Consider the following 13031-nt stretch of genomic DNA (forward strand, 5'->3'; position numbering starts at 1 on the left):
ATTATGCGCCTCGAGTAGCAACAAGAGCTTCAGCCACTGCTTTCTTAAAGCGAGCAACAGCTTCCACACATTCATCATGTGTGATAATCAATGGGCAAAGTAAACGAATCACTGTACCGTTACGACCACCTTTTTCGAGCAACAATTTATTGTCGAAACATGCAGTTTGAATCGCAGCAGCCAATTGAGAATCACCTGGCAATGAACCCATGTGATCTGCCTTTTGGCGCTCGTCTACAATTTCAACACCAATCATTAAGCCACGACCACGTACGTTGCCGATGCATGGGAATTCAGCCGCTAATTTTTTCAATTCAGCTTGCAGGAAATCCCCACGTTCTTGGGCATTTTGCGCAAGATTTTGCTCTTTAATGGTTTTGATTGTTGCAAGACCAGTACCCATCGCCAATTGGTTACCACGGAAAGTTCCTGTGTGACCAGCAGGCTGCCAAGCATCAAACTTACGTTTAATACCCAGTACCGCAAGCGGTAAGCTACCACCCACTGCTTTTGACATCACCACAACATCAGGTTCAATCCCTGCATGTTCAAAAGCAAACATTTTGCCTGAACGTGCAAAACCGGCTTGAACTTCATCAAGAATAAGTACGATGTTGTGCTTTTCAGTCACTTCACGGATTTTTTTCAACCATTTGGTTGGCGCTGTAACCACACCGCCCTCACCCTGAATTGCTTCGAGAATGACAGCTGCAGGTTTGGTTACACCACTTTCAACATCTTCAATAAAGTTTTCGAAGTAGTAAGTTAAGGCATCTACCCCTGCTTCACCGCCAACACCCAATGGGCAACGGTATTCATGCGGATATGGCATAAACTGTACGCTAGGCATTAAGCCATTCACCGAATTCTTTGCAGATAAGTTACCTGTCATGGCCAAAGCGCCATGCGTCATTCCGTGATAGCCGCCTGAGAAGCTGATCACTGAACTACGACCTGTATAGGTTTTTGCTAATTTAATTGCTGCTTCTGTACCATCTGCACCAGACGGGCCACAGAACTGTAAACAATACTCAGCCTTACCACCCGGTAATTGCTCAAGTAAAGCCTCAGTAAAAGCATCTTTTAAAGGTGTGGTTAAATCCAAAGTATGCAATGGGAGACCACTTGCAAGTGTATCTTGGATACTTTGAATGACCGCAGGATGGTTATGGCCCAAAGCCAATGTTCCTGCCCCAGCTAAACAATCGAGGTACTCTGTACCTTCAACATCAGTAACCCAACAGCCTAAAGCTTTTGCTATCGCTAACGGTAATTTACGAGGATAGCTACGAACATTGGATTCCATTTGGCTTTGGCGAGTCAAATAGTATTCGTTAGTAGAATTAGGAGCAGGATTTACAGAAGAAACGCTCATATCGAATTACCATCTCTGATATGGGTTGAAAGAAATAAGTCGGGTGACTTTCGGTCCTTTGACTCGGTGCTTTATAGAATCTAGCCAGACTTGAATTTGTTTGTCATAACTAAAGGGCGGATGATACCGACTTTTTCTGAAAAATAAACAACTTTCGGCACTTTATCTACCTTAATTCATCGAAAAAAAAATCAAGCTAATCTATAGGTTGGATTATCATCTTACATTGTGACAGGGGAAAGAAAACCTTATTTTCTTATGCTTTTATGGGTAAAGTCGTGTCATAAAGTAAAACTTCTTGCAAATTAATTTATAAGTGTATAATTTTTCTTAAATTTCATAAATAAAAATGAATAGACTTTTTTGAGCTTATTTTTACAATCCCACCACAAACTCTACTAAAATTCACCATAAACACACTTTAATATCATCCGTATAGATTCAAATTTTACTTACAAAAACAGGTCAAAAAAATGCGTTATTTAACTCTCTCAACTCTGGTTTTAGCCTCTGCTTTCAGTGCAACTGCCTTTGCTCAACAAAATGAACAACTTAATTACAACGTCATCAATGTACAAGCAGAAGCAGCACGCAAAGTATCGAACGATGAAATGCATGCGGTTTTATACATCGAAAAAAGCAACAAACAACCTGCTGAACTTGCCTCACAAATCACGCAACTAATGAATCAAGCCATGGCTTTAGCGAAGAAATATCCACAAGTTAAAGTAGAAACAGGCTCTCAAACCACTTATCCAATTTATGATAACGAGAATCGTAAATTGAAAGAATGGCGTGGTCGTGCAGAAATTCAAATTGAGAGTACTGACTTTAAAGCAGCCAGCCAATTGATTGGTGAACTTCAACAAAACTTCCAGACACAATCGATTAATTTTAGCGTTTCAGATGCACAACGAAAAAAAGTAGAAAATGAACTGATGGTTGAAGCGTCCAAAAACTTTCAACAACGTGCACAAATGCTCAGTCAGGCATGGAATAAATCAGGGTATAACCTGATTAATCTCAATTTGAATACCAGCAATCAATATCCGCAGCCCATCATGATGCGTGCCAGTATGGCTAAATTTTCAGGTGCTGAAGCTGTAGATGCTCAAGATGTTGCAGCGGGTGAATCTAAAATTACTGTAAACGCCAATGGTGCGATTCAGTTTAAATAATTGAATCGTGATTTAAATAAAAAACCGTGTTCACACACGGTTTTTTAATAAGCTAAATATAGTATGTACAACAATATGACGACAAACCGGTCGCGTGTTTCATTTTATTTTTCTTATAAAATCACCCCATCCTTACGCTGTGATCTCGCCATTCCTACATGTCCATTGAAAGTTTAAATCTTGATTTGTTTAGCCTGCTGAATGTGCCACAACAGGCTTCTCCTGTGATAATGCACTACGCGATTTTTATCGCCCGTGATTTAGTTTATCTGCTGATTGGCTGCTTTGCCTTGTTTTGGTTTTATGGCAGTAACAACTCGAAAACCCTGATTGTAAAAGCCTTTATATTTTGTTGTATTGCTCTTTCAATTAGTGAGTTGATGTCCTATCTATTGAATACTCCACGTCCTTTCGTAATGCATGTCGGTCATACTTTAATTGCACATGAAGCAACAGGGTCTTTTCCCAGTAATCACATGACCATTTTTAGCAGTATTGCATTTGCTTACTATTTGTCGGCACGGCGGGACATTGGCAGATTTTTACTCGCGGTCGCCTGGCTAGTTGCATGGTCACGAGTCTATGTTGGTGTGCATTTTCCAATTGATATGCTGGGTGCTTTTATTTTGTCTTGGGTTGTGAATCTTGCAGGCTTAAAACTATGGAATCATTATCAGGCAAAACCGATGTCTTGGGTGATGTGGATTTATCAAAAGTTGTTTCATCCCCTCATTCAAAAAGGTCTGATTAAATAACTCAAATAAAAATACATAAAAAATCCCGCTCGAAAGCGGGACTTTTTTATTACGAAAATCTTTTAGTAAATCGCCATATGATTGCGATGCAATATCAAAACAAACTATTGTTTTTTATAATATAAAATATCAATTAAAGACAATTAACCTCTCGCTTAACCACCGCTCAGGATTCGTCTAACCATGTTGCAGGTTAATCAATAACAACCTGCCCAACGTTGATTTTCTTCATCGATAAGCATAAATACTACCTTTTTATCGTACGCATAAATTGTTTCAGCCAAACCTTGTACCGGATTCCATTTGTCAAGATCGCCTTCTGCACTTTTCCATACTGCCATTTTTCCGCAATGAGTATCAGCGCCTTTTGAAGGGTTTGATTTTTGTGTAAGCCAAGCAGTAACCGTACAATTCTTTGTATCAGAATCGCAATCGTATTCCACACGCGAAAATTTTAACTTGTTTGCCTTCATGTAATCCCCCAAGCCTACGCTTGAATTAAATGATGGTAAAAAGTTCGCATAAGCTAATTTGTTATCCCATAGCTTATCAATCTTGGCTTCAAATTCTTGTATTTCCTTTTCGGAAAGCTCTTCCGCTACAGTGTTTAGAGCCTGAATTTCATTCGGTTCGACATTTTGATTAGTTTCATCATTTTTAGGGTGGTATAGACTAGGGGCGCGATAAACATTTTGTTCAACTGGGGAACTAAAAATTCGAACGATAACTAGCATTATTACCGCAAAAATAAATAACCCACCCCATTTTTTAAATGCTTCAATAAGTTCTATAAACATATTCTTCTCAGGTATACCCGCAATAGCGGTCTGTTTCGCTCTGGCTTGCTTCAAACTGCATTTAAATTATAAAAACAACAACCCTACATTCAGGTAATTAAAATCAACTACGGGGCAAATTGGAGCGATATCGCTTGAGACAAGGTTAGTTGAAAATAAGCTCACGCACTACACACGCTATACTCTGGGCAAAAGGCGAATTTTCTAAGACTTCGCCTTTTGTGATTAAAGCTTATTCGCTGATTAGCAAATACTCACCGCTTACACTTTGAATGATTGTCCCCTGTATTGAGTTGAGAACGGTCATTGAAGTTAAGTTGATAGAGTCATCTTGAACCGCTGCTTCTGTTAGGGTGATAAATTGTTCTTCGGTTAATTGCGTTACAGTCATGATTGCTTCCAATTTTGTGTTTAAGTGAATATTGGTTGTCTTGTAATCAATGCTATCAATAAAAGTTTGTTAAGCGGTGACTTAACATGTTGATTTACTGATCAATTGGGATGGTGTTTCGATTGATTATGTCGATTAAAAAAGTAAAAGGTGTGAATTAAAGAAATTTCGCCCAATTTTTTTATTAATCTATCCCTGTTCTTGGTCCGTCAGTTCGCTTCGCTCACTTCCTCCCCCTCTTGAAATATGATTGGACAGTACCGCTGTCATTACCTGTGTCATTGAACAGTCCTATATAGGTTATATAGAGCTATATAAGTTAATAGGCAGACAACGGCGTCAATATTGCCCTCTAGGAATGGCCCGCCAAGCCTTACAGCGTTTTTGCTTCTAAAAAAAAGTGCGTACTTTTTGCGAAGATCAGCATCATGAAAAGTGCGTACTTTTTGCGAAAATGAATACATTAAAAAGTGCGTACTTTTTGCGAAGTCACTTTTTAAAGTTCCGCTTGAGGTCACTCACTTTTCGGCTAATTGCTTTGTTCAATTCACCATTTTTGACAATCACTTGATTGAAGTTCCGCTTGTGTCTGCTTCCGCTGTAATGCTCCTTAACCCGCTTGCCAAACATTGCCACCGATTTCTGATACAGCTCTTTATCCTCTCCGGTTGCGCTCTTGCTGAGTTGCGTAAACTTCAAACGATTAAAGGCGCATTGAATGATTTCGGGAAGGTTGCTTAGGCTGTTATTCACTCCAAATTCTGAAACGGCGCAATTCACTTCTGTTCTAAATCGGTGCTCGCTCTCAGGAAGGTTTAAGCCTCTGTCTGTCATCTTGTGGTACGAGGTATGATATGCAAGGGAGCCGTCAGGATTCACCCCGATACAATAACCATCCTCAAGCTTCCTTAGGAGGTCAATGGGAGTCTTTGGAATTGGCGTAAAAACATTTTCGGTCTTGTATATCCGTTCATTGATCGAGTCCTCAAAGTAGGCCAATGACTTATAAAGCGCCGTCAACAATGCTTTGCTTCTTGCGTTGTAGAAGTCGAGTGAAACCTCTATGCGGGTTACTTTGATGTCACCGTATGTCATCCCGTAACGCTCCAAACATTGGATGATGGCTTTTAAGTCCTTTCTCGACCTTACGTCATGCACCTGCTTAATGGTGAACACGTTGCCGGATTGCTCAATCCCGCCCTCGTCATTTTGAATGTAGTAGCGTGTGCCAGTCTTTTCGGTTAAATGCTTTTTGATACAGTGGCGCGTAGTCGGTTTGTTTACTTCAAACTGTAAAGTGATGAAGTCAATGACTGGCTTGATCTCAATGCCCATCGCTTTAAAATCGTAGCTGTGAATGTCGCTATAAATCTCCGCTTCCCAATCATCCGCACGTTTGGCATTGTCGGCATAACGTAGGTGCATGCCTTGCAATTGTTGCTCTAGGTCTTCATCTGATATTTTGGGTGATACGGTGGTGATGTTGCGTTCGTCTGCCAATGACTCTAGTAGCAATTGGTCAAGTTCATCATCAAGTCTTGCCGTTAATACTTCTTGGGCATTGCCACCAACCGACACAGCTTTTCCCATTGAAGACTTAACCAAATCTTGGCCAGAATATAGGCTGTCTAGCTTGCTTAAGGTCTCGGCTTCGCTTTCATAAATCGAATTGACGTGATTGGATGAAGCCGTATAATCAGGGGTGTAAATTGCGTTCATATTTTAAGCTCTGTATGACGTACGACGGCGTTGTGATTTGTGCTCACAGCGCCGTTTTTATTTATATGAATATCCGATCAAGTTTGTCGAAGTCTTGCTCGTCCGCTTCAATCAAAACTGACTTTAAAGAAGGGGCATAGGTGTTTAAGAGCGCCTTGCCATTGCTTGTAAGAGTAAGCGTAGTACATAGGGAGCCGTTTCTTGATTCGCGCCCTATACGCTCTATCAAGTCGCGTTTGGCAAGGTGGTTGATGCTACATAAGACGGCTTGCTTTGTTGCGGTATAACTCAGTGATTGCTTTAACTGAGTAAGGTCAATCAATGAGCCGTCTAGGTTGCCACTTTCAACCTTTTGCAATATCTCGATTTGTTTGGAAGTTAATCTCATCTTGATTGATTCCTAAATTAAAGGGGGCCGTTTAGTGCCCCCTTTTTTTGATACCTGCTGATGTAGTCACATCAATTGGAGTTCTTTCAGCGCTTTTATTTGTCTGCCTAATTCGCCCTTAATGTCGGCATACGTAAGTTCAAAGCCATGAAACTTGTAGTAGGAGATTGCGCGGTGACATGCCTCATCAATACCCGCCTCTGTCTTCAAATCAAAATCGCCATCATTTTCGTCAATGATATTCAATGCAATCTCATTAATAGACTCATCACTTAGGCTCGGGAGTTGGTTCACTTTGATGTCTCCTTGTGTGGCGTCAGGGTTAGGCGTACAAACTCAAGTAAGGCTGCCTCGGTATATGCCAGTTTTCCATTCACAATATGGGTTGTGATCTTGTAGCCATTGCTTTGGTTCGCATGGTGACGGCTATTTTTGGCTAAAAACCCATACCATTTTTTAGCATCCCCGTTTAGAAGGCTTGCGAGAAGTTCGGCCCCCTGCCATTGTGTTAAGTGTTTCATTTCGCCCCCTGCTGCTCGAGCCATTTCTCAACATCGGCAGAATTCCAAACAGTCACCCCGTTCATCTTTATTGGCTTTGGGAATTTTCCCTCTCTAACCCAAGTCCATAGAGTCTTAGAAGTGATTGGCAATAAACCATTACGTGCGGGCTGCTCACGCTTAATGCAAACCTTACCCGCGTTTTCGCCTGTTTTAGTTATGTATGTTCTTTGTGGCAATGCTTTGGATGATGTTAAGTGCTCTACCTTTGGGAATCTTGGCAGTTGTGCAATGTTCATAATCGTGTCTCTGTGTGCTCGGATGTTGCGATTATGAACATGCTTTAATTTTGGTAATAGAATCACGTCCGAAATTGGAAAAGATAATTTCCCTATTTATATTTCCCTATTTATATCCTCAGGAAAATCAGCAATAGCTTCACTGATCAAAGCCTGCATTTCTTCATTCTGATTATTTAACTTGCGCCCCACCTCCCCTTTTTTTAATTCTTTTATCCAGTTCCCGACGTTTTCTACTTTGGCTTTTTCATCGCAGCCTTTTATATTTTTATTATGTTCTGTGTCTTTAAGTTCTTTGATGATCGATCTCGCTAACTGCGCCTTACTCACAATGCCAACATGGTCTTTAGCGATGATATGACGTGCCAATCTTATAACGAGTTTCTTTGTTTCATTGGGACTGTATTTATCTATTTCTTTTTTTGGCTTTGCTTTTGTTTTAGCGATGTATGCGTTCAGCGAATCTCTGGTAATTAGCAGCTCATCGGCCGTGATCGTGTAAGATGCCGATGCGCCCTTCTCCCGCTCGAACTCAAAGAAGTATTTAGGTGAATCAAACAGCTGCCAACCGTTCTTGTGCTTTGAATCAATGTCATATAAGTATTGGTCTCCAACGTCTCGTATTAAAAGCATTCGCTGACGCTGGTGACTCAGATTCCGCACAAGCTGTATTTCTATCGAACCTTTAGATGTACCCGTAATTGCATCAAATACAGCATCTTTGTGATCATATGAAGGGGCTAGATATAATGGCTCACGGTTATTTACTCCCCGTATACCAATCAGTTTTACTTCTGAAATTAAATCGAAGGGGGCGTTCTCGTCGCATATACCCAAATGACAATTATGCGTCTGACATTCAAAACATACTTGTAACTCTCGCGCTTCACATAATCGCGCTATTTCACGGCGCGTTAAAGTCCGGTCGGTTTTTCTATTGATTACTTTAATTACTTCGTCAATTGTAAGGTGCGTCATACCTATTGCGCCTTCTTAAATCTAATTAGGTTTGGTTCATCGACTTGGTTGATTCTATCTGCCAACTCTGTTGCAGTCGGATTGTAATATCGCATAAGTGTTTTTAAGTCCTTGTGCCCTGTAACCTTGGCCAAGTCTTGAATCTGTAACTTTTGCGCTAAACGTGTAGTGGCTTCGTGTCGTGTATCGTGAAAGGTTAAATTCTCTATTTTTAATTTCTCGGTTACAACTTGCCAAAAATATTGCGAAAGTGTATTTGCGCTTGTAAGCGTACAAACCGTTTCGCTATTGAGGCCCCGCATTAGCTCTAGCATTTCTTTTGCTTTAGTCGAAAGAGGCACCTTTCTCGAAGTGCCGTTTTTTGTATCCGGTAGCAGTACATAGTCATCAAAGACATTCGCCCAAGTCAGTCCCGTTATTTCACTTGCCCTCATAGCTGTCTCGATAGCAAATAAAAATGCCCAAGCGGTCTGCTGTTTTTTATTGATAGGCTGAAATGTTGGCTGATAGCTAAATGCTTCTAGGATTTTATTTATTTCCACCTCAGAGATGCGTCTCTCTCTACTCTCTGCCTGCCGAGGTTTAGCAACGTCCGTCAATGGTGATTCAGACATGATCCTAAGTTCCTGTCGTGCGTAACGGAACACGCCACCTAGAACCCCTAAATCCCTTGCTACGGTTGATTCGCTAACCTTTCTCAGCCTTTCGTTCCTAAATTCGATCATATCCAACTGACTAAGCTCACTTACCGATTTAAGCATTAGCTTGGGAAAGTCACGAATGTAACTATTGATAACACTCTTTTCCTGTTTTGCGCCTTTGTGAGTAGGTGTAACTACTTCAAGGTATCGCCCAAGTAACTCACCAAAGCTCATGCTGACAAGTCTTTTCTGCTTGGCTAATTTCTTTTCTTGATTGGGATTAATTCCATTGGCAAGCTGTGCCTTAATCGCATCCCGCTTCAACCGCGCGTCTTTAATTGAAACAATCGGGTACTCACCCAAAGTTATAGTGCCTTTCTTTCCCTCAAAGGTATAAAGCACCTTCCAAGACTTACGACCAGCCGGTGACGTAAAGATATAAAGCATATCGCCGTCACTAGTTTTGAATAGCCTATCCTTCGGCTTTAAAGCATCAATCTGTTGTTTGTTAAGCATGGAGGTTAGCACCTGACAATAAAAAAGAGGTTAGACCAATAACCTCCAGTCTAACCTCCCTCTGCATGGTGTTTCAATGTCTTTCCAAGTTATTATAAAACACTCGTAAAACAGCAAAACCCATATACTTCAATGCTTTTCAAACGAATTTTATATTCATCGTTGTTGCATGTTTTTCCTAGTAGATCGCCATATGATTGCGATGAATCATCTCGAGTGAGCGCGCTTCACCTAAAACTTGATGCACTTTATCGGAAGATAAACCCTTCACAATTTCAGCCGAACGCGAACTAAAGTTGACCCGACCAACCGCAATACGACCACCCTGTGAATCAACACATTCAACCACATCACCACGGTCGAAATGCCCTTCCACCGCTTTCACCCCAACAGGCAACAAACTGCGATGGTTTTCTTTAATGGCTTTCACTGCACCATCGTCTAAGACTAAACGCCCTGCAGTTTGCAGATGTGCAGCCAACCATTGCTGATGTGCGGTAATACGGTCATTGTCAGTAATAAACAATGTTCCAAGCAATTCACCAGACATTAAGCGGGCAAGGACATTGTCACTTTCACCACTTGCGATCAGTGTTGGACAACCTGATTTCGCTGCCAAGCGTGCTGCACGAACTTTGGTCAACATACCGCCACGACCAAATTTTCCGCCACCACCCGCCATATCAAACAGGCTTTCATCTAAAGCACGCACTGTATGGAACAGTTTTGCATTTGGATTAGAACGCGGGTCAGAGTCAAACATGCCTTGCTGATCGGTTAAGATAATCAACAAATCTGCATGAACCTGACCTGCCACCATAGCGGCTAAAGTATCGTTATCGCCAAAGCGAATTTCATCCGTTGATACCGTGTCATTCTCATTGATGACTGGAATCACTTTCCAGTCAATCAAGTTCTGTAATGCATCGCAAGAGTTTAAGTAACGTCTACGGTCTGCCAAGTCATCATGCGTCAATAAAACTTGCGCAGTTCGAATCTGATGTTTCTCAAGTACGCTCGACCAGGTATGAATCAGGCCCATCTGACCAATGGCAGCACACGCCTGAAGACTGGGTAGATCAGTGGGTCGGCTCTCAAGTTTCATACGAACCATGCCTTCAGCCACAGCACCGGATGACACCAGAATAATCTCGTGTCCTGCATTGTGTAGATCTGCAATTTGTTTCGCCCAATGCGAAATTGCATCCAAATCTAAACCTTGCCCATTTGCTGTGAGTAAAGATGATCCGATTTTAACAACGATTCGTTTACAACCCTTGAGCTGACGTTGCCCATCTACCACTTCTATCATCTTGTCCTCAGTACTCTATCCCAAGAGCTTAACGTACGTAAAACACTTCCACATCGTTATCGTCGTCTTCATCATCATCTTCATCGTCTTCAGCCAATAGACCAGCAAGACGTTGTTGACGACGCATTTCACGATAAGCTTCTTTCGCTGCAATAGTCTGTTCACGTGTTTCAGCTTCCAGCTGATCACGGAATGCTTTCATTTCTGCTGCATATTTTGGATCTTCAACTTCGCGTTCACGTTGTTGTTCAATTTGATCCATCAGGTAATACACAACTTCTTTCGTCCCTTCCGACATTAAGCCAGAAGTTTGGAATACAGGACCTTCCCACTGCATTTCTTGCAGAAGATGGTTACACCATTCTTCTTTGGTGTCCGGATCAAGCTGGTCAACTTTGTTTAATACCAAAACCACAGGCAATTTAGAAAGCGTTGGAGAGAATTTCTCTAACTCTTTTAAAATCGCTTTTGCATTATGAGCAGGATCTGAACCATCGATCGGTTGTACATCAACAATGTGCAACAAAATACGGGTACGTGCCAAATGTTTAAGGAAACGAATACCCAGACCCGCACCTTCTGACGCACCTTCGATTAATCCTGGAATATCTGCCATGACGAATGAACGATGGCTATCCGCATCGACTACACCCAGGTTTGGAACCATGGTGGTAAATGGATAATCTGCAACTTTAGGTTTCGCTGCCGATACTGCACGAATAAAGGTCGATTTACCTGCATTTGGCATACCAAGCAAACCCACATCCGCAAGAACTTTAAGCTCTAAACGAATTTCACGGTATTCACCTTTGGTACCCGTTGTGCACTTACGTGGCGAGCGATTTGTAGATGATTTAAAATGAGTATTACCCAAACCACCTTCACCGCCTGCTGCCACCAATACACGCTGACCATTAGTGACCAAGTCGCCGATGATATCGCCTGATTCTGTATCGACAATTGTTGTTCCTACTGGAACCTTTAATACGGTGTCTTCACCGCCACGGCCTGAGCAGTTTGCACCACGACCATTTTTAGCACGTTCTGCACGGAATCTACGTGTATAACGATAATCTACAAGAGTGGTGGTGTCGTTACCAGCTTCAACATAGATGTTACCGCCACGTCCACCATCACCACCATCTGGACCGCCAAATGGTACAAATTTTTCACGGCGAAAACTGGCTACGCCATTGCCACCGTCGCCAGCCTCTACGGTAATGACTGCTTCATCAACAAAGCGCATGCTGCCAATCCTCTAAATACTTTAAAACCGCATATTCTGCCATATTTTACAAAATTTCTCGAATAGAATTATTCAGCATTACATGATTTTTAGCATTGTTCAGATAAATTTGGCTTGAACTGAGCTCATATTGCTTAGCTGAGTTCAATTATTCACTCATAAAATTAAAAATAACCATACACTTACCTTTATTAATCTGATTTTTAAATTAAATTTCATGTATTTTCTTAAATTATTCAAATAAATCTCAATCCAAACTTTAAGTACACAGATTTGAAAAAATTGATAAAAAATATAAAGCGGTATTTTACCTAATTATTTCTAAATAACTTTCCTCTGCTTTTAAGATTCCCTTCTTATATTTCGTGAAGTATAAAATTGCCGTTTAGATTTTTAAAAAGTTTAATAAAAAAGTAAGGTTCCTTTTATCATTTTTTAAATTCACCCTTCAATTTATTCCAACAAATAGACTCTTTTAGATTAAATCTCTTCACTTAGATAGCTCATAAAGCATTTAAATGACTCTGTATTTTTATTTAACAGGAGATGGTTTATTTTCTAAAATTTCAGGCAAATTTCGTTCAATCCAACCCGTAAGCATTGTCATTTTTTCAGCTGCCTGCGCCCCTAATATCGTCAGCTGATATTCCACTTTAGGCGGTACAACCGGATAAACCGTACGAATCAAAAAACCATCTTTTTCCAATACCTTTAGCGTTTGCGCCAACATTTTTTCACTTACCCCTTCAATACGCTGCCTTAATTCGCTAAAACGATGCACTCCCTCACTTAAACAGCGTAAAACTAATACAGACCACTTGGTGGTTAAATGTTCCAATATTTTACGTGAAGGACACTCATTGGATAAAACTTGTCCAAGTAAATGACTGGTTGCGTAGGTGCTCATCCATGTTCTCCAATTTTATTATTAACTTA

General features: G+C 41.0%; 15 protein-coding genes. 2 read left to right on the forward strand and 13 right to left on the reverse strand.

What is annotated here, in order from left to right; translation table 11 throughout:
- Window position 1: 1 nt before the first annotated feature.
- A complete protein-coding gene (locus ACP69Y_RS00290) occupies window positions 2–1375 on the reverse strand; it encodes a diaminobutyrate--2-oxoglutarate transaminase (protein WP_425915134.1) in 1374 nt (457 codons plus the stop codon).
- Between the two features lie 473 nt (window positions 1376–1848).
- On the opposite strand from ACP69Y_RS00290, the gene ACP69Y_RS00295 reads away from it, so the two are divergent.
- Complete coding sequence (locus ACP69Y_RS00295) at window positions 1849–2553, forward strand: SIMPL domain-containing protein (protein WP_131214765.1); 705 nt, start codon at window positions 1849–1851, stop codon at window positions 2551–2553.
- Between the two features lie 158 nt (window positions 2554–2711).
- Window positions 2712–3308, forward strand: a complete 597-nt coding sequence (locus ACP69Y_RS00300) for a phosphatase PAP2 family protein (RefSeq protein WP_425915135.1) — start codon at window positions 2712–2714, stop codon at window positions 3306–3308.
- Between the two features lie 197 nt (window positions 3309–3505).
- Here the strand turns inward: ACP69Y_RS00300 and ACP69Y_RS00305 are convergent, their stop codons facing one another.
- The 12 genes from ACP69Y_RS00305 to ACP69Y_RS00360 all read right to left on the reverse strand — a co-directional run bounded on the left by ACP69Y_RS00305 (window position 3506) and on the right by ACP69Y_RS00360 (window position 13002).
- A complete protein-coding gene (locus tag ACP69Y_RS00305; protein ID WP_425915136.1) occupies window positions 3506–4105 on the reverse strand; it encodes a hypothetical protein in 600 nt (199 codons plus the stop codon).
- A gap of 232 nt (window positions 4106–4337) precedes the next feature.
- Window positions 4338–4496: a hypothetical protein gene (locus tag ACP69Y_RS00310; RefSeq protein WP_425915137.1), complete on the reverse strand. Its 159-nt coding sequence runs from the start codon at window positions 4494–4496 to the stop codon at window positions 4338–4340.
- Window positions 4497–4985: 489 nt separating this feature from the next.
- Window positions 4986–6215 carry a hypothetical protein gene (locus tag ACP69Y_RS00315; protein WP_425915139.1) on the reverse strand — a complete coding sequence of 410 codons (1230 nt, stop codon included), beginning with the start codon at window positions 6213–6215 and terminating at the stop codon, window positions 4986–4988.
- Between the two features lie 61 nt (window positions 6216–6276).
- The gene (locus ACP69Y_RS00320; RefSeq protein WP_425915140.1) at window positions 6277–6603 is read right to left on the reverse strand and encodes a hypothetical protein; all 327 of its coding nucleotides are present in this window, start codon (window positions 6601–6603) and stop codon (window positions 6277–6279) included.
- A 66-nt stretch (window positions 6604–6669) separates the two neighbouring features.
- On the reverse strand, window positions 6670–6897 hold the full coding sequence (locus ACP69Y_RS00325) for a hypothetical protein (RefSeq protein ID WP_425915141.1): 228 nt from the start codon (window positions 6895–6897) through the stop codon (window positions 6670–6672).
- Complete coding sequence (locus tag ACP69Y_RS00330) at window positions 6894–7124, reverse strand: hypothetical protein (RefSeq protein WP_425915142.1); 231 nt, start codon at window positions 7122–7124, stop codon at window positions 6894–6896. Before ACP69Y_RS00330 ends, ACP69Y_RS00325 begins: the two co-directional genes overlap by 4 nt.
- Window positions 7121–7402, reverse strand: a complete 282-nt coding sequence (locus ACP69Y_RS00335) for a helix-turn-helix transcriptional regulator (RefSeq protein ID WP_425915144.1) — start codon at window positions 7400–7402, stop codon at window positions 7121–7123. Before ACP69Y_RS00335 ends, ACP69Y_RS00330 begins: the two co-directional genes overlap by 4 nt.
- A gap of 96 nt (window positions 7403–7498) precedes the next feature.
- Window positions 7499–8380, reverse strand: a complete 882-nt coding sequence (locus ACP69Y_RS00340) for a hypothetical protein (RefSeq protein WP_425915146.1) — start codon at window positions 8378–8380, stop codon at window positions 7499–7501.
- Between the two features lie 2 nt (window positions 8381–8382).
- A complete protein-coding gene (locus ACP69Y_RS00345; RefSeq protein WP_425915147.1) occupies window positions 8383–9537 on the reverse strand; it encodes a tyrosine-type recombinase/integrase in 1155 nt (384 codons plus the stop codon).
- 178 nt (window positions 9538–9715) lie between these two features.
- Complete coding sequence (gene proB, locus ACP69Y_RS00350; protein WP_425915149.1) at window positions 9716–10849, reverse strand: glutamate 5-kinase; 1134 nt, start codon at window positions 10847–10849, stop codon at window positions 9716–9718.
- A 28-nt stretch (window positions 10850–10877) separates the two neighbouring features.
- Entirely contained in the window at window positions 10878–12095 is a 1218-nt protein-coding gene (gene cgtA / locus ACP69Y_RS00355; RefSeq protein WP_425915151.1) for an Obg family GTPase CgtA, read from the reverse strand.
- Window positions 12096–12627: 532 nt separating this feature from the next.
- Window positions 12628–13002, reverse strand: a complete 375-nt coding sequence (locus ACP69Y_RS00360; protein WP_425915153.1) for a winged helix-turn-helix transcriptional regulator — start codon at window positions 13000–13002, stop codon at window positions 12628–12630.
- Window positions 13003–13031 lie beyond the last annotated feature (29 nt).

It is taken from the genome of Acinetobacter sp. TSRC1-2, from assembly GCF_049895885.1.
In the GTDB taxonomy this organism is placed as follows: domain Bacteria; phylum Pseudomonadota; class Gammaproteobacteria; order Pseudomonadales; family Moraxellaceae; genus Acinetobacter.